This window comes from Paenibacillus sp. TAB_01, from assembly GCF_043945595.1.
Classification (GTDB): domain Bacteria; phylum Bacillota; class Bacilli; order Paenibacillales; family NBRC-103111; genus Paenibacillus_S.
On the sequence record NZ_JBIFNP010000001.1, the window covers coordinates 6,431,208 to 6,447,667 of the forward strand.

Here is a 16,460-nt window from a genome sequence, read left to right on the forward strand (position 1 = left end):
GCCCCTGGAAACGAGCCGACCAGGACAGGGGCATCCTGCGTTAAAATCCGTCCCTAAAAAAAGAAAAAGTCCCCCGGCATTAGCGGGGCACTTTATAGTTCAAGACCTAGGTCATGATTCGTTCTATTTCAAAAGCCCAAAAAATAGTTTACTCTGACGGCATACCCTTGTCAAGTAAAGGCGGGCGATTGGTTTTATTTATCTTCTTCGTCGTCTTCGTCTTCCGAATCCTCTTCCTCTTCGTCCTCGAAGTCGGACTCTTCCTCTCCAAGCTCGGCGTCATCGATCTCTTCTTCTTCTTCGATTTCTTCTTCTTCTTCGAAGAATTCCGTTTCTTCTTCCGCTTCTTCTTCGAGATCGTCCTCATCGCGGACCTTATCGTAGGAATCGTAATCCTCTTCCTCTACGAAGGTGTCTTCTTCCTCCGCGTACAGATCCTCTTCGTCCATATCGTCATCATCATCATTGATAATGCGAGGACGTTTGCCGCTGCCGACCGCATCTTCGGATTTCTCTACCGGATACCAGCGTTTCAGTCCCCATAGATTCGTCCCTACGCAAGCAAACCGGCCGTCAATGTTGATTTCCGTATATAGTTGAGCGATAACCTGCATGACTTGATCTTCAGAAAGACCTTTGATCTTCGCGATCTCGGCCATTAAATCCCGGTAATAAAAAGGCGTATTCGCCGCTTTCAGCAATTCAAAGGCAAGGTCCACCATTGGCATTTCTTTCGCCTGCTCGGCTCCGACCTTGAGAGTGTACTGTGCACTCATCCAAGCACATCCCTTCAACCATTTTACGAGAGTCCCTAACTACAATATCCATATACACCTAATAGTAAACCTTATTCTATGTAAAAAAGCAACTACCGCCCGCCCATAAATAGGAAGAAGCAGAGGAAAATTTTCCTCTGCTTTGACTGTACCCTCGGGAAGCGGGCCCTGAAACCGCTCCCCCGCCTTATAAATTAAGGAAGAGAATTGGATGATTCCCTCTATTTATCGTATGTACTTAAAGGCAATATGACACGGGTGCAGACCCAATTATTTTAATAAGGCCATGTGCACATGCCGCAGGACTTCCTCCCACATACGATACACAAACGATGTTTTTCCGATGCACGGGAGGGACGACCGAATTGAAACCATCCACGTTTGTCGAATGGCTGAATGAAGCCTTGGAGGGCGAAGATAATGCCCAGTGCAAGCACATTATCCGATTTAAAAGCCGCAAGGATTTTACTGCGTGCATCCATCTCATAAACCAGCAGCGCCAAAACCAACCGCGTCTAAACAACGTCCAGCCCTTGAAAATTATTCGCGCCCTGTCCTGTACGCTGCAAACGACAACCAAATTGCTATCCGTTCCTTTCATCGAATCGATTGAATCGGATACCCAAATCCAAGTTCATACCCCTAAAGCTGTCACGGCCATCCAGCCGTCAAGCGGTAAAACGACGACGGAAACACCGAACATCCCATGGGGCATCAAACATATCCGGGCACCGCAGGCTTGGGGCAAATCCAAAGGGGACCGCATCCGGATCGGCGTTATCGACACAGGCGCCGACTTTACGCACCCGGACTTAAGGCACTGCTTGTCCTACGGCATCAACCTCCTGAACCGGCATATGATGCCGAATGACGATAACGGGCACGGAACGCATATCGCGGGTACGATCGCCGCATCCAGCAAGCAGCGGGGCATTGTCGGTGTGGCTCCGCAAGCGATGATTCACCCGATCAAGGCGTTCGATCATCAAGGCAGCGCTTTCGTCTCGGACATTATCAGCGGAATCGATTGGTGCGTCAAAAACCAGATTCATATCATCAACATGAGCTTCGGCATGAAAACATACAGCCGTGCGCTGGAATCCGCCGTGCGCAACGCCTATCAGTCGGGAGTGATCATCGTGGCCTCCTCCGGCAACGAGGGCAAGCAGGCGACGATCGATTATCCGGCGCGGCTCCGGCAGGTCATTGCCGTCGGAGCCACCACCCGCAGGGGCCAGATTGCCAACTTCAGCAACAACAGTAAAAATATCGACATTTACGCCCCGGGCGAAAAAATTTATTCGACCTGGCTGCGCGGAAAGTACCACGAGCTCAGCGGAACCTCCATGGCCACTTCCCACGTCACCGGGGTTATTGCATTGATGCTCTCCCGCAGGCCCGGCCTCAAGCCGCTTCAGATCAAATCGCTGATCAAGAAAAACGCGAGGCTCATCCTCAAAAGCGGAAAGGGCGGCCTCGGCATCAAGGAAATTCACGCCCTGCGCGCCATCGGCGCCGTAGCCAAAGGCTCTCCCTAACCCAGGCTGAGCCGTTCGGCGCCTGAGGGCAGCGCCATGGGCCGCATTCTGCGCCACAGCAAAAAGGCCGGTCCCGGTTGGATAACTCCAATCCGGGATCGGCCTTCGTTGTGTTAGGACAGCCTCGCTGAAGCTTCCTCCGTCAAGATATATGCCCGCCAGCCGGCGGCACTACGCTTCGCGGATCAGAAAGCGAAGCCGGTACGTTCCGGCCGCATCGCCCATCACAAACAGATCGTAGCTCCACTCCACGGTTCCCAGACCGTCGATCCAATCGTACTGCATGGCGTGCGTGTGCGTCTCCAGACCCATGCGCCCTTGAGGGGTCTCGTAGACGCCCTGGCAAGGTCTGCCTACGGCGAACTCCTGCTCGGAGCGTACGGACCCATTCCGGACGACACGTATGCGCTCACGCTCCAGCTTAATGGTGGTAACGGTCCCCTGCATCTCCGGTTCCGTCTCGTCATAGCGCAAATAATAATGCTCGCCTTTCTTGTACAGATCGCCGTGCGCCTGCTGGACAATATGCTGTTCTTCCGCATAGCTGTCGATTTGGATATGAACCGCTCGTTTCATCCGTCCGCCTCCTGTCACTCTATAGTGTAGCAGGAGGCGGGGACCAGATCAATGCGACACCGCAGCGATGGAGATGTCGCGGAAATGGACGACAGCGGATACGGGTGTGCTAAACAACTTCTGAACCAGGCTGGACGGACGGCGGCACGCCAAGGCCTGTCAGCCCAGCCTAGCCCTCAGCGCTCAGAATCGCCACGCCGTTAGGCGCAAGCTGAAGCGAGCCGGTAAAGCGGCTGCCGCTGAGCAGGTCATTGAAGCTTCCCTCCGGAAGCTGCAGTTCCGCCTGTGCCGCCGAATGATTCAGCACGAAAATATACCGGCTGCCGTCACGGCCTGTCCGCACGGTAAGCTCGACACCGGACGGTGCGGATAGCGGCGCGGACAGATCCAACTCGTCAAGAATCGAGCCGACCAGCTTCGAGGTGAAGGCGGCTTCGCCTTGAGTGCCTACATAGTAAGCCTTCCCCTGCCCGAACGCATGTACGGTAACGGCAGGCGAACCGGCAAAAAAGTCCTGCTTGAAGCTTGCCAGCGCCTGAGCCCCTTCCAAGCGGATGATATCGGCCCACAGACTGCAGCTGTATTCGCCGTTCCCGGCTGCGCTAAGCCCGGAGACTTCAATCGCATTCCGCTGGCCCGGCAGCATCGGATCGAACTCTTCGACGCAAAGACCGAGCACCTTGCGCAGCGGCGCAGGGTAGCCCCCGGTATGGATGCGGTCGTTCTCGTCGACGATGCCGCTGAAGAAGGTCGTCAGCAGCGTGCCGCCGCCCTGTACATATTTCTCCAGGTTGTCGGCTTCGCCCGGCTTCATCATATAAAGGGCTGGTGCTAATACCAGCTTATAGCCGCTCAAATCTGCGTCGGGTTGCACGAAGTCCACGCCGATGTTACGCTCGAACAGAACGCTGTAATACTGTTTAATCTGATCCAGATACAGCACATCGCGGCTCGGCTTGGAGTCCAGCTCCAGCGCCCACCAGTTGTGCCAGTCGAATACGATCGCCACAGGAGCTTCCACCCGTGAATCGACAACCGCATCAAGCTTCTTCAGCTCGTTGCCAAGCTCAACGACTTCACGGTAAACCCGGGTGTTCTCATCGCCGGTCTGGTTGACCATCGCGCCGTGGAACTTCTCCGCGCCTGCCCACGATTGGCGCCATTGGAAGAACATCACGCCGTCGCCGCCGCGGGCTACGGTCTGGTAGCTCCACAGACGCATCACGCCGGGGCGTTTCAGCGGGTTCTGCTGGCGCCAGTTGACCTGGCTCGTGACCTGCTCCATCAGAATAAACGGCTCGCCGCCCTTCAGGCTGCGCATTAAGTCATGCTGCATCGCCGCGAAAACCGGGCCCCCTGCCGTCGGCTCGGGATAGCTGTCCCAGGTGACCACATCCATGTGCTTCGCCCATTCGAACTGATCGAGCGGCTTGAACGCGCCCATCAGATTCGTCATAATAGGGAGCCCCGGGGTGATTTCCTTCAGAATGTGCTGCTCGCCCAAATAAGCGTCAAGCAGACTGTCGGACATGAATCTCGCGTAATCGAGCTGCTGGCCCGGGTTTGGATAGGTCGGCGTTTTCCGCGGAAGCACGATTTCTTCCCAATCGTAATACTTCTGGCTCCAGAAGTTCGTGCCCCAGCGCGCGTTCAGCTCGTCCAGCGTGCCGTAACGGCGCTGCAGCCACAAGCGGAATTCCCGCGCGCATTCATCGCAGTAGCATTGCGAAATATGGCACGCATATTCATTGTTAATGTGCCACATAGCGAGCGCCGGGTGATCCTTGTACCGCTCGGCGAGCTTGCGGACCAGACGTTGCCCGTACAGGCGGAACGCCTTGCTGTTCGGACAGTAATGTTGTCTCGAGCCCTGCGAATAGCGGGCCCCGTTCTCGTCCACCGGCAGCGATTCGGGATGCAGTCTCGCCAGCCATGCCGGAGGCGAAGCGGTTGCCGTCGCCAGATCGGCCATAATGCCGTGCTCGGCCAGCAGGTCCATCAAGCGGTCCATCCAGGCAAAATCATACGTGTCGGGTCCCGGCTGCAGCACCGCCCAGCTGAAAATACCGATGCTGACGATATTGACGCCCGCTTGCTTCATCAGGCGCATGTCCTCCAGCCATACTTCTTCCGGCCATTGCTCCGGATTATAGTCACCGCCGTAAAACATGTGCGGAAGCTTCACATTCTTGGAAATGGACATATCCATATCCCCCTTTATAAAATAAGAGCATATGAGTATGATACGCCTTTCTTTTGCCGCTTTTCAATCAGAGTATTTTCTTTATAATAGGTGTATATTCATATGCAAACCAGATTTCATCCAAAGGATGGATTACAGTCATGGATTCGAATATTTTCGGCATTATTACGGAAATGGACTTAAAGCTTCCCCTCTATATAACAAGCGCCGGCTGCTGGCGCAATCAAGAACCGATGATCCGCGAAGCCGGCTTTCCCGACTACCAATGGATTCAAACGGTCAAAGGCACCGGACATTTGTCCGTCGGCGGAAAAACATTCCACGTTCACGAGGGGCAGGGCATGCTGCTGTTCCCCGACGAGCCACATGAATATGCGCCGTCCCGGGAGCCTTGGACGGTACAGTGGATCACATTCAACGGCAAGCATATGGCGGATATGCTCGCCTCCATACATTTCGATTGTTCTACGGTGCTGTATGTTACGAATCCCGTCATGATTTTAACAAAAATGCAATCCATTCTGACTATACTGCAAACAGAGGACCCGTTTCGCGGTGTAGAATGCTCCGCGCTCGGCTACCAGCTGCTGCTCGATTTGTTCCTCTATGCGTCCCGCTCCGAGGTACGCTCCAAGCAGCAGCACATAGAGCAGCTGGCACCGGTCTTCGCCTATATCGAAGATCATTACGCTCAGCCGATCAGTCTGCAGCAGCTGGCCGACCAGCTTCAGGTGTCCCCGCAGCACACGTGTCTGCTGTTCCAGCAAACGCTGGGACTTCGCCCCGTCGCCTATTTGACCAAATTCCGGCTGCGCAAAGCAAAGGAGCTGCTGCTGCAGCGCTGGGACCTGGAAGTGCGCGAGGTTGCGCGGCAGGTCGGCTACGAGGACAGCAGCTATTTTATCAAGCTGTTCAAAAAGCAGGAGGGCCTCACCCCGAGCAGCTTCCGCAAAGCGCATCGGCTGCCGTAGCATGGCAGCTGTCGCTCGGCACGGGCCGGCAACAATTGGCCGCCGTCCCGTGCAGGATATGCCTAATCCGTATAGTTCAAGATCGGCTTACTTAACCAGACACAACCGAAAGCAGGTGAATGCCTATGGCGCCCAAGATCAGCCGGCGGTCTTTTCTGTCCAACATTTTCAAGGTGCTCGCCGGACTTCTTCTCACGCCTGTTACCGGCTACAGCTACGCCCGTTATGCCGAGCCGGGATGGCTCGCCGTCAAACAGATTCCGCTAACGCTGAAACGGCTGCCCGCTTCCTTCGACGGCATGAGGATCGTCCAGTTCAGCGACGTGCATCTCGGCTTTCATTATACGGTGGAGCAGCTCGACACGCTGGTCGAGCGGATTCAGTCGCTGAAGCCCGACCTCATCTGCTTCACCGGTGACCTGTTCGACTCCACGACGGGCCAGGACGGCGAGCCCGCCGCTCAGGTGCTGTCCCGGCTGCAGGCCCCGCTCGGCAAAGCGGCCGTGCTGGGCAACCACGACTACTACGGTAAAGAGCAGGACAAAATTACCGCTATCCTGACCCAGGGCGGATTCAACGTGCTGAAGAACCGTTCGCTCCCGCTCAAGCGCGGGAAGGAGCGCATCTGGCTGAGCGGCGTTGACGATATGTGGGACGGGAAGCCCGATCTTGGCGAAGCGTTGAAAAAAACGGCCGCGAACGAAGAATGCGTCATTCTGCTGTCCCACTGCCCGGATTTTGCCGATACCGCCCTCAAGCACCCGGTCGATCTGCAGCTGTCCGGGCACAGTCACGGCGGCCAGGTCCGGCTTCCGTTCTACGGCCATATTATTACGCCCGAATACGGCAAAAAATATGTCGACGGCCTGTACCGGCTCGGAGACGGCAAGCTGCAGGTGTATACGAACCGGGGAATCGGCGTGTCCGTATACCCGATCCGCTTCTGGTGCCGCCCCGAGCTGACCGTATTCACGCTGCGGAAGGGATAGAGCCGTTTATTGGCCGGTTACCAACAACAAATAAACCAAATAAGCCTCCGCTTGACCAGGGTCCCTAATCCCTGATCGGCGAAGGCTTATTGTTATGATCCCTCACGGCGTTCAATCGGCGGGCCGTTCGTTCCAAGCAGAACCATACGTTCGCTTCACGTGCCGAATATAGAGCAGGCTGCCGATTCCGGCAGCAAGTAAAATGACTTCTACCGCGGCCAGCGAGAGCATCTGCTTCTGATACAGCGCCGGGAAAAAATCGACCAGGGCATGCACGGCGATCGCGTATCCGACATACCGGAAACGCGACGCTCTCACGCCCTGCAGGACAAGCAGCGACAGGGCCACGTGCAGCAGCATCGCCGGGATCCGCTCGAAGCCCGCCAGCAGGAAGCTGGACAGCGGCGTCCCGGTCAGCTGCCGGACCAGCGCATCCGCGGCCTCGGCGGGCAGCTTGCCGCCAAGCGACTGCTGCAGCGTCCCGGCATTGTACATCAGCGCCATCACCACCGATTGGATGCCGCCGACCACGCCGATCAGCAGCGCCTCGAAGCCGCCGTGGCCCAGGCCAAAGGCGATGCCGTCGCTAAAGCTCCGGCGCCGTTTCAGCCACCAGCGCAGGCCGACGTACCGGCCCAGCTCCTCGAAAATCCCCGCGGCCAATGCGCCGTAAACGGCATACATCCATCCGTTTTGAAGTAAGGCGGCCGAAGCCGGATTCAACTGCAGCATGTACACATGCAGCAGCTTCTCCAGCACTTGCGAGAACAGCAGAAACACGGCCGCGCCGACCAGTACCGGCTTCATGCCGATCCGCTCCCGCTTCCGCGCATAGACAAAGACGGCGATCAGCCAGATCAGTACGATACCGATTTGAAGAAACATACCGGCCAGAGTCGAACTGGATACCGTTGGCATATTGCATTCCTCCTTACAGGCTGTACGCTTTCTGCGCTTCGCCTAAACAAAAAAAGCAGTTCCTGCCGCCCGTAAGGAAGTAAGGAACTGCTTCGGTTGTATGAGCTTCTAAAAAGGATTACCCATTATTTAACAAGGCCAAGCAAAATCTCGCGAATGACTTTCGCCGCGACGATCTGCGTTTGCTCCGTCGGATCGTAGGCCGGAGCCACTTCCACCAGGTCGGCGCCGACTACGTTCAGATTCGCCGCCGCCATCGCATGAATGGCGCCCAGCAATTCCTTCGAAGTGATGCCGCCCGCCTCTGCAGTACCCGTACCCGGCGCGCAGGAAGGATCCAGCACGTCGATATCGATGGTCAGATAAACAGGGCGCCCCGCCAGCTCAGGAAGCACTTTGCGCAGCGGCTCAAGCACCTCGAACGGGTAAAAATTGATATTCTCGCGCGCATAGCTGAACTCCTCGCGGGAGCCCGAACGGATACCGAACTGGTATACGTTCTTGCCGCCGATCAGCTCGGCCGCTTTGCGCAGCGGCGTGGAGTGGGACAACGGCTCGCCTTCGTACTGCTCACGCAAATCCGCGTGGGCGTCGAAATGGACGATAGCCAGATCCGGATACTTCGCATACACTTCGCGGAAGATCGGCCAGGATACCAGATGCTCGCCGCCCATACCAAGCGGGAACTTGCCGTCGTTCAGCAGGCCGCGCACATAGTCGCCGATGATGTCCAGACTGCGTGCCGCATTACCGAACGGCAGCAGCAGATCGCCGGCGTCGAAATATTTGATCTCATCCAGGCTTTTGTCCAAATACGGGCTGTACTCCTCCAGTCCGATAGACACCTCGCGAATACGAGGCGAACCGAAACGGGAGCCGGGACGGAAGCTGACGGTAAAGTCCATCGGCATTCCGTAAATAACCGCGCGGGACGCTTCATAGTCGTCAGAGCTTAAAATAAACACGTTGCCGGAATAGGCTTGATCCAAACGCATGCTTACACTTCCTTCATTAGATTACTTACACAGATCCTCAACGAATTTCGGCAGCACGAAAGCCGCTTTATGCAGACGCGGGGAATAGTATTTCGTATTGATTTCCGGAATTTTCGTTTCGTCCACTTGCAGCGGATCGTATTTCTTACTGCCCATGTGGAACGTCCACAGTCCGCTCGGGTACGTAGGAATATTAGCGCAGTATACGCGAACGATCGGGAAGATCTCCTTCACGTCACGGTTGACGTTCTGGATCAGGTCGGCTTTGAACCAAGGATTGTCGGTTTGGGCAACGAAGATGCCGTCGTCCTTCAACGCCTCGTAGATGCCTTGGTAAAAACCGCGGGTGAACAGCTCGACCGCAGGACCGACCGGCTCTGTGGAGTCAACCATGATCACGTCGTATGTATTTTTGTGGTCATGAATGTGCATATAGCCGTCGTTCACGATGACTTCAACGCGGGGGTTGTCCAGCTCGCCTGCAATCGAAGGCAGAAATTTCTTCGAATACTCGATGACTTTGCCGTCGATGTCGACAAGCACGGCTTTCTCCACTTCAGGATGCTTCATAACTTCGCGGATCACACCGCCGTCGCCGCCGCCGACAACCAGCACGTGCTTCGGATTCGGATGCGTATACAATGCAGGATGAGCTACCATCTCATGGTAAACGAACTCGTCCTTCTCCGTCGTCATAACCATACCGTCCAGCACAAGCAGGCGGCCGAATTCTACTGTATCTACAATGGCGAGATCTTGAAAATCGGTTTTCTCCGTTACAAGCGTCTCGCGAATTTTTGCCGTGATTCCAAAGTTCTCCGTTTGTTTCTCTGTGTACCATAATTCCATTACAAATCACCCTACTTTCTCCAAATATCCTACCTCAATCAGGGACTCGGTGTTTGCACGAATGAACGGGCAGTAACGCGTCAAGTTGTATTATAGTGTATCTACCTGAAAATGCAAATATAATGAAAAGCAAAATCCCCTTGTTCAAAAAAAATTAACGTGTTTCGCCATGAAGCCTGAATACAGTCTTCTACATTTTTCCATAATGGTAAGTAAGGCCGATGCAGCCGGGAAGTACCGGCGGTTGGCACAAGCTCGGCTTTAAGCCGACAAACACTATGCCGCTAAGCTTTGCAGTGCTATTCCGATCACGAGGAAAAGAGGGATGACCATGTCCAATCCGCGCAACAGCAGCGCCTCCCGGCCTTCTGCTCCAGAAGCCGAACCGAAGGGATTCCGTATGTTTCGTCGCTTGAAATCGGTCGCTTCCTTCAGCTTTTCCATGCTGGTCATCGGCGCAGCCGTCCTGTTCGTGCTGCTCTTATATATGCGCTCTCAAGCTCTGCCTGTGTCCCAAATGGGCCCCTCGACGGAAATTTACGATGTGCACGGCGAGGTGTTGGAGACTATGAACGGCGGGAAAAACCGCCAGGAAATTCCGCTCGACGAAATTTCCCCGATTCTGGTCCAGGCGACGCTCGCCGTCGAGTGACCGTAACTTTTACAATCACTACGGCTTCGATCTTCGCGGCATCGCCCGGGCGGCCGTCGTCAATCTGCAGCATATGGCCAAAGTACAGGGAGCCGGGACGATTACCCAGCAGCTGGCGAGAAATCTGTACTTATCCCATGAGCGTACTTGGACAAGAAAGATCAAGGAAACGTACTACGCTGTGCAGATGGAGCTGCAGATGACCAAGGATGACATTCTCGATGAATATTTGAACCAAATTTATTACGGCCATTCCACTTACGGCATTCAAGCCGCTTCCAAGCTGTTTTTCGGCAAGGACGCCAAAGACCTCACCCTGGCCGAGAGCGCGATGCTCGCGGGCATTCCGAAAGGTCCGCGCTACTATTCGCCCTACTACGATATGCAGGGGGCCAAGGACCGCCAGGAAACTGTACTGCAAACGATGGTCGACTCCGGCATCATTACGCAGCAGGCGGCGGATCAAGCGAAGCGGGAGCAGCTGAAAATTTTGCCTCTCGAGCCCAAAAAACCTGCGATTGCGGGTTATTTCCGCGATTACGTGCGGAGCCTGGCGACCGAAAAGCTCGGCATTACCGAGGACCAGCTCGAGGACGGCGGATACAAGGTGTACACCACTCTGGATTCAGCCTCGCAAAAAATCGCCGAGGAAGCCGTGACCACCCAGCTTGCGGGATACAGCGAGATGCAGGCGGCGCTGGTTGCAATCGATCCGCGCAACGGCTATGTGAAGGCCATGGTCGGCGGGCGCGACTATAACCAGAACCAATATAACCGCGCTTTATCGAATACGCGGCAGCCAGGTTACTCCTTCAAGCCGATCGTCTATGTAACGGCGCTCCAGCAAAAGCAGTATACGCCTGTAACCAAGTTCAAAAGCGAGCCGACGACGTTCACCTATGACAACGGTCGTCAGACGTATACGCCGGGCAACTTCGGCAATACGTATTACGACTGGATCGATCTGCGGCAGGCGATCGCCAAGTCGGACAACATTTTTGCGGTGCATACGATTCTCGATGTCGGACCGGAGAACGTCATTGCCATGGCCCGCAAAATGGGCATCGACAGCCCGATGAAGCCGCTGCCGTCGCTTGCGCTCGGCACTTATCCGGTCAGCCCTTATGAGATGGCATCCGCGTTCGGTATCTTCGCCAACCAAGGCGTACGCGTCGAACCGACGGCTATTGTGCGCATAGAGGATAACCGCGGCAAGGTTGTCTATGAAGCGGCTCCGGTTCAAGAGAAGGTCATCGATCCGGCGTACACCTATGTGATGACACAGCTGATGGAAGGCGTGTTCGAGACCGGCGGCACAGGCAACCGGGTTTCGAGCGTGCTGAAGCGTCCGGTGGCCGGCAAAACCGGCACGACGAATACCGACGCCTGGCTCGTAGGCTACACGCCGGAGCTGTCCACCGCCGTCTGGGTCGGCTACGACAAAGACCGCACCATCAACGCGGTGGAGTCCCATGTGGCGGCGCCGATTTTCGCCGATTTCACGGAGCGTTCGCTCGAATCGGTACCGCCGAAGCTGTTCGAAGCGCCGGCCAACGTGGTCAGCGTCTACATTGATCCCGCTACCGGCAAGCTGGCGAATGACAGCTGCCCGAATTCCCGGCTGGAGGCTTTCGTGCAGGGAACCGAGCCTACAGAGTATTGCACGGCCGAGCCGACCAAAAACAGCGACAAGCCATCCGCGCCGAAGGGCAACGGCACTTGGTGGCAGGACTTGAAGCGCTGGTGGAACGAGTAACTGCAGCGATCACCCCTCGATACCACAGAATTCCGAGTGGATAAGAGGGGTGATGCTTTTTTTCAGCCATACACCATATCGCCGCCCCGCTCCTTCCTCTATAATAGAGCCACAGGTTTCGTCCCCAGCCATTTATCCGTTCCTATACTTATTATTGTAAGGAGATGTGCTTATGCTCTCTTCCCTGCACCACATCCGCCGAACGATGCGTCAGCTCGAAGACGCAGGCATCCGCTGCGCCTTGGGCGGCAGCGCGCTGCTGTACAGCCTCTCACTCGCCGCCCAAGTGCGCGATTGGGACCTCACCACCGACGCTCCCTTGGAAGCGGCTGTCCGCGCCTTAGAGCAGGCAGGCCTGGCCTGGGAGGCCGAACCCTCCGGCGATTATCCGTTTGCCAGCAGCTATCGGTTATCGCTTCGGGCCGGAGAAGCGGACGGGGCCCTGCCCGTCGATCTGATCGGGGGCTTCGCGATTCATAGCGATACCGGCTTATGCCGGCTGCCGAGCAGCCCGGCCTTCGAATGGGAGGGGCTGCCCATGGCCGCCAAGGAGACATGGGCAGCAGCCTATGCCCTCATGGGCCGGCAAGCGAAGGCGGAGCTTCTGTTCGCTTACCTGCGCCGTCATGGCGCCCATGCGGAGCGCATGCGGTCTTTGCTCGCCCAACCGCTTCCCGCCTCTATTCGCGCGGAGCTGGAGCGGATTCCGGCGGTGAATGCGAAGCCGTCGATGTAACAAACCAGGGAGCAATAAAGTAAAAAACCTGCGCGAACATTCGCCCGCAAGAAACTTCTCCGCCTTATACCGCGTTTATATACTAGCCCAACTTTTTCCATGATTGGGCAGACAGGTTATTAAAGGAAGGCGAGGCCGTTATGCTGAAAAAACGAACACGGAAACAAATGATCGTCGGCTTCCTGCTGGCGGTGCCTATAGCTGCGCTGGGATTATTCGGGATTAACGCGGCGGTTAAATCCGAAGCGTCCAAATATATTACAAGCGTAGAGGATGCGCCCCGTGCGGATGCCATCTTGGTGCTCGGAGCAAGGGTCTACCCGAACGGCTCCGTCTCCAGCATATTAAACGACCGGCTGGAGACCGCCTTGGAGCTTGAGCGGGCCGGCAAGTCGGACCGGTTTATCGTCAGCGGCGACCATGGACAGGTTGAATACGACGAAGTCAACACGATGCGCAGCTTCCTGGAGGAGCGCCATATTCCGAGGCAGCATATTTTCATGGACCACGCCGGGTTCAGCACCTACGAGAGCATGTACCGGGCGAGAGATATTTTTCAAGTGCGCAAGGTGCTGATTGTGACCCAGCAGTACCACCTGATGCGCGCCGTCTATGCCGCCCGCCGCATGGGCTTGGACGCCTACGGCATCGCTTCCGATAAGCAGAGCTACCGGGGCATGGCCCGTTTTGAAGCCCGGGAGGTGCTGGCCCGCGCCAAGGACTTTGCGCTCGTCAACGTATTCAAGCCCAAGCCGACTTATCTGGGGGATACGATCCCGATTTCAGGGGATGGACGCCTGACGGCCGACCGCTGACCCATTCCCTCTTTTTAACAAAATGTCCAATAACGCCGCTTGAAGCCAGCCCCGCTTTAGGCATACAATAGAAGAATAACCCGAAAGCAGGAAGGCCGCGCCCATGAAATTGACATTGGATCGAGTTCATATCCGTCCCTTCGCTTTATCCGACGCAGAGCCGCTCAGAGAGCTGAGGGTTCATAACCGCGAATATTTTCGTCCTTACGAGCCGGCGCGGCCGGACAGTCATTTTACATTGGAGTTCCAAAAGAACCTGATCCGTTCCTGCTGGCGCGACGCCCAGAAGGATGCAGGCTACATATTCGGCATTTTCCTTAACGATAACGACCGGCTGATCGGACGCGTATCGCTTACCGCCGTATTCCGCGGGCCTTGGCAGAACGCCAACATCGGCTATTACCTTGACCGGCGTTATACCGGCCGCGGCTTCATGACGGAGGCGGTCCGTCTGGCAGCCCAATTCGCGTTTACGGACGCCGGACTGCATCGCCTTCAAGGCGCTGTCATGCCTCGCAATACCGCTTCCATCCGGGTGCTGGAAAAGACCGGCTTCCGCTACGAAGGGCTGGCGCGTTATTACCTTCATATTCATGAAATATGGGATGACCATAACATTTATGCGATGACAAGCGAAGAATGGGACACCGAGGCAAGACGGAGAATTGGAATGATTCCTTAGCAAGGAGAACGCCATCATGTTGATTGAATTAGGAGTTTACGCAATTCTTTCTTTTGTCTTATTAAAAATCATTCTGAAAAAGCCCCAGCTTTGGGCAGGCTATGCCGCAAGCTCGCTCGTCTTTTTTTCGACTACGCTTTGGTTCGTTACTTTTTTCAGCAAGGCCCCTGTCGAGCTGTTCCACATCGGAGATTCGCTGTGGCCGGTTCACGATCTGATCAATCTGCTGACGTATGCGGTCATTTCCTTGATTGCATCCGTCGTCTCTTACTTGTTTCCCGAACCAACCACGAAACAAATCTGGCGCCGCGGCGTTGTCCTTGGAGCTGTCTGCTCCTTCTTTTACACGCTGCTGACAACCGGCTTGGGCTTTTTCATTGTATAATGCCGGCTGGCTGGAAAAGATAGTTGGGGAACGATGAAAGGAGGAGGGCTGTAATGATGGATAAAATAGCTGTCCTATCGGACATACACGGCAATATTCCGGCACTTGACGCGGTGCTCGAGGATGTCCGCCTGCGGGGACTGACCAAGGTGCTGTGTCTCGGCGATCTGGTCGGCAAAGGCCCTCAGCCGGAAGCGGCGGTAGACCGGATCCGGGCATTATGCGATACGGTTGTGATGGGCAACTGGGATCACCTTGTAGCTCAGCCTACCGAGCACGAGGATCTGCTGTGGCATCAGCGCCGCCTTGGGGCGGAGCGGCTGCATTGGCTGGGCACCCTCCCCTTCTCGCACGAGCTGCTGATGAGCGGCAGAACCATCCGCTTGTTCCATGCCTCTCCTGTCAGCGTGTATACAAGGGTGCAGCCGTGGGCGCCGATGGAAGACCGCCTGGCCATGTTCGACCATACGGAGCAGACGGGCACGCCCGATGGAGGGCGGCTTCCCGACGTCGTCGGCTATGGGGACATCCATAACGCCTATGTGCAGAACCTGGAGGGCCGAACCCTGTTCAATACGGGGAGCGTCGGCAATCCGCTCGATATGCCTCAAGCCTCCTATGCCGTACTGGAGGGGGTTGAGGGAAGCGCAGCGCCCGCGGCTTTCTCCATCCAGCTGATCCGCGTGCCGTACGACATCGAGCTTGCCGTCCGCCTTGCGGAGCAGGCGCAGATGCCTGCGTTAGCTCCCTACGTTCAAGAGCTGCGGACCGGAAGGTACCGCGGTCTGAAGGATAAAAATAACCCCACAAAGTGAGATTTATGCTTCGAGGCGGACTCAGGTACTTTGCGGGGACCCCGAAAAGTTATAAATTGTATCATGTTAAGAACGGGCAGTCCGGTTAAGCCGGACCGCCCTTCTCAGACCAACACAAAAAGGCAGACCTCGGGGTCTGCCTTTTTGCTGTCCTAGTATATGTTGCATATACTAGGCATTAGTATACATCCTAGCCACGGAATTGTACAATGGACGTCACATAATATACATATTTTTACGCCAAAGCCTCTTTCAAATCGTCGTTGGAGTTTTCCCACATCGCCGGGTTATGCTCCATAAGCAGATTCTTCAAGACCGCCTTCTCGTGCGCTCCCAGGTTCTCCACCATAATGCGGCGCTTCAGCGCGTAATCCATCCGGTTCACATGGTCGGCAAGAATTTTCCAGCCGCGCCGCGCCTCAGGATCGACCTGCATCTCGCAGGAGGTCACCCCCGCGTAATACATGCCGCTTTCCTTCCGGTCCGCTGCTACCCATACGATAAAGCAGGTGCGGCCGTTCGGCACGTCTTCCTTGTTCACGGAAAATTTAATCCCCTTCTCGACCTTGCTCTTCGCGTGCAGCGCCCCCATATCGAGGTACGCCTCATCTCCGTCTATAATGACGCTGGACAGCTGGCTTAAATCGATCGAGCCTGCGCCGAATCCCTTATGCTCTACTTTCCCGCTGACAATATTCAGCGCGTTCAGCTTCTTCGGCTTGTCTGCCGGTTGGTTGTTATTTATATCCATCGAGGGCACCATCCAATTTATTAAATTTATGCGTTCATCCTTTTTATTGTAGC

Annotated in this window: 15 protein-coding genes and 1 pseudogene; 9 read left to right on the plus strand and 7 right to left on the minus strand. The window is 55.8% G+C overall.

The window, feature by feature from the left end:
* Positions 1-194 precede the first annotated feature (194 nt).
* Entirely contained in the window at positions 195-776 is a 582-nt protein-coding gene (gene rpoE, locus ACHHV8_RS31440) for a DNA-directed RNA polymerase subunit delta (protein ID WP_395163132.1), read from the minus strand.
* A 332-nt stretch (positions 777-1,108) separates the two neighbouring features.
* On the opposite strand from rpoE, the gene ACHHV8_RS31445 reads away from it, so the two are divergent.
* Positions 1,109-2,314 carry a S8 family peptidase gene (locus tag ACHHV8_RS31445; RefSeq protein WP_395163133.1) on the plus strand — a complete coding sequence of 402 codons (1,206 nt, stop codon included), beginning with the start codon at positions 1,109-1,111 and terminating at the stop codon, positions 2,312-2,314.
* Positions 2,315-2,485: 171 nt separating this feature from the next.
* Here the strand turns inward: ACHHV8_RS31445 and ACHHV8_RS31450 are convergent, their stop codons facing one another.
* Positions 2,486-2,890 (minus strand): YwiB family protein, encoded by a 405-nt coding sequence (locus ACHHV8_RS31450; protein ID WP_395163135.1) that lies wholly within the window; start codon positions 2,888-2,890, stop codon positions 2,486-2,488.
* A gap of 169 nt (positions 2,891-3,059) precedes the next feature.
* Complete coding sequence (locus ACHHV8_RS31455) at positions 3,060-5,093, minus strand: beta-galactosidase (RefSeq protein ID WP_395163136.1); 2,034 nt, start codon at positions 5,091-5,093, stop codon at positions 3,060-3,062.
* Between the two features lie 140 nt (positions 5,094-5,233).
* On the opposite strand from ACHHV8_RS31455, the gene ACHHV8_RS31460 reads away from it, so the two are divergent.
* Positions 5,234-6,064 carry a helix-turn-helix domain-containing protein gene (locus ACHHV8_RS31460; protein ID WP_395163137.1) on the plus strand — a complete coding sequence of 277 codons (831 nt, stop codon included), beginning with the start codon at positions 5,234-5,236 and terminating at the stop codon, positions 6,062-6,064.
* A 125-nt stretch (positions 6,065-6,189) separates the two neighbouring features.
* On the plus strand, positions 6,190-7,053 hold the full coding sequence (locus ACHHV8_RS31465) for a metallophosphoesterase (RefSeq protein WP_395163138.1): 864 nt from the start codon (positions 6,190-6,192) through the stop codon (positions 7,051-7,053).
* A 111-nt stretch (positions 7,054-7,164) separates the two neighbouring features.
* Here ACHHV8_RS31465 and ACHHV8_RS31470 read toward each other — a convergent pair whose 3' ends face one another.
* The 3 genes from ACHHV8_RS31470 to speE form a co-directional block, all read right to left on the minus strand.
* On the minus strand, positions 7,165-7,971 hold the full coding sequence (locus ACHHV8_RS31470) for a YhfC family intramembrane metalloprotease (protein WP_395163139.1): 807 nt from the start codon (positions 7,969-7,971) through the stop codon (positions 7,165-7,167).
* A 125-nt stretch (positions 7,972-8,096) separates the two neighbouring features.
* A complete protein-coding gene (gene speB, locus ACHHV8_RS31475; protein ID WP_395163140.1) occupies positions 8,097-8,966 on the minus strand; it encodes an agmatinase in 870 nt (289 codons plus the stop codon).
* 21 nt (positions 8,967-8,987) lie between these two features.
* Complete coding sequence (gene speE, locus ACHHV8_RS31480) at positions 8,988-9,815, minus strand: polyamine aminopropyltransferase (RefSeq protein WP_395163141.1); 828 nt, start codon at positions 9,813-9,815, stop codon at positions 8,988-8,990.
* A gap of 400 nt (positions 9,816-10,215) precedes the next feature.
* Between speE and ACHHV8_RS31485 the strand changes: the two are divergent.
* From ACHHV8_RS31485 to ACHHV8_RS31510, 6 genes and pseudogenes are all read left to right on the plus strand, one after another.
* Positions 10,216-12,223, plus strand: a pseudogene (locus tag ACHHV8_RS31485) (transglycosylase domain-containing protein).
* Between the two features lie 172 nt (positions 12,224-12,395).
* Positions 12,396-12,959: a hypothetical protein gene (locus ACHHV8_RS31490; RefSeq protein WP_395163142.1), complete on the plus strand. Its 564-nt coding sequence runs from the start codon at positions 12,396-12,398 to the stop codon at positions 12,957-12,959.
* A gap of 140 nt (positions 12,960-13,099) precedes the next feature.
* The gene (locus ACHHV8_RS31495; protein ID WP_395163143.1) at positions 13,100-13,774 is read left to right on the plus strand and encodes a SanA/YdcF family protein; all 675 of its coding nucleotides are present in this window, start codon (positions 13,100-13,102) and stop codon (positions 13,772-13,774) included.
* 103 nt (positions 13,775-13,877) lie between these two features.
* Positions 13,878-14,456, plus strand: coding sequence for a GNAT family N-acetyltransferase (locus ACHHV8_RS31500; protein ID WP_395163144.1), 579 nt, complete (start codon positions 13,878-13,880; stop codon positions 14,454-14,456).
* A gap of 16 nt (positions 14,457-14,472) precedes the next feature.
* Positions 14,473-14,841: a hypothetical protein gene (locus ACHHV8_RS31505; RefSeq protein WP_395163145.1), complete on the plus strand. Its 369-nt coding sequence runs from the start codon at positions 14,473-14,475 to the stop codon at positions 14,839-14,841.
* Between the two features lie 56 nt (positions 14,842-14,897).
* Positions 14,898-15,656, plus strand: coding sequence for a metallophosphoesterase family protein (locus ACHHV8_RS31510; RefSeq protein WP_395163675.1), 759 nt, complete (start codon positions 14,898-14,900; stop codon positions 15,654-15,656).
* Between the two features lie 235 nt (positions 15,657-15,891).
* Here ACHHV8_RS31510 and ACHHV8_RS31515 read toward each other — a convergent pair whose 3' ends face one another.
* Positions 15,892-16,407, minus strand: coding sequence for a YwhD family protein (locus ACHHV8_RS31515; RefSeq protein ID WP_395163146.1), 516 nt, complete (start codon positions 16,405-16,407; stop codon positions 15,892-15,894).
* Positions 16,408-16,460: the final 53 nt, after the last annotated feature.

Excerpts from the sequence above, each read along its gene's own strand:
- rpoE (WP_395163132.1), bottom strand. The coding sequence starts at position 776 with ATGAGTGCACAGTACACTCTCAAGGTCGGAGCCGAGCAGGCGAAAGAA.
- ACHHV8_RS31445 (WP_395163133.1), top strand. The coding sequence starts at position 1,109 with ATGTTTTTCCGATGCACGGGAGGGACGACCGAATTGAAACCATCCACG.
- ACHHV8_RS31450 (WP_395163135.1), bottom strand. The coding sequence starts at position 2,890 with ATGAAACGAGCGGTTCATATCCAAATCGACAGCTATGCGGAAGAACAG.
- ACHHV8_RS31455 (WP_395163136.1), bottom strand. The coding sequence starts at position 5,093 with ATGTCCATTTCCAAGAATGTGAAGCTTCCGCACATGTTTTACGGCGGT.
- ACHHV8_RS31460 (WP_395163137.1), top strand. The coding sequence starts at position 5,234 with ATGGATTCGAATATTTTCGGCATTATTACGGAAATGGACTTAAAGCTT.
- ACHHV8_RS31465 (WP_395163138.1), top strand. The coding sequence starts at position 6,190 with ATGGCGCCCAAGATCAGCCGGCGGTCTTTTCTGTCCAACATTTTCAAG.
- ACHHV8_RS31470 (WP_395163139.1), bottom strand. The coding sequence starts at position 7,971 with ATGCCAACGGTATCCAGTTCGACTCTGGCCGGTATGTTTCTTCAAATC.
- speB (WP_395163140.1), bottom strand. The coding sequence starts at position 8,966 with ATGCGTTTGGATCAAGCCTATTCCGGCAACGTGTTTATTTTAAGCTCT.
- speE (WP_395163141.1), bottom strand. The coding sequence starts at position 9,815 with ATGGAATTATGGTACACAGAGAAACAAACGGAGAACTTTGGAATCACG.
- ACHHV8_RS31490 (WP_395163142.1), top strand. The coding sequence starts at position 12,396 with ATGCTCTCTTCCCTGCACCACATCCGCCGAACGATGCGTCAGCTCGAA.
- ACHHV8_RS31495 (WP_395163143.1), top strand. The coding sequence starts at position 13,100 with ATGCTGAAAAAACGAACACGGAAACAAATGATCGTCGGCTTCCTGCTG.
- ACHHV8_RS31500 (WP_395163144.1), top strand. The coding sequence starts at position 13,878 with ATGAAATTGACATTGGATCGAGTTCATATCCGTCCCTTCGCTTTATCC.
- ACHHV8_RS31505 (WP_395163145.1), top strand. The coding sequence starts at position 14,473 with ATGTTGATTGAATTAGGAGTTTACGCAATTCTTTCTTTTGTCTTATTA.
- ACHHV8_RS31510 (WP_395163675.1), top strand. The coding sequence starts at position 14,898 with ATGGATAAAATAGCTGTCCTATCGGACATACACGGCAATATTCCGGCA.
- ACHHV8_RS31515 (WP_395163146.1), bottom strand. The coding sequence starts at position 16,407 with ATGGATATAAATAACAACCAACCGGCAGACAAGCCGAAGAAGCTGAAC.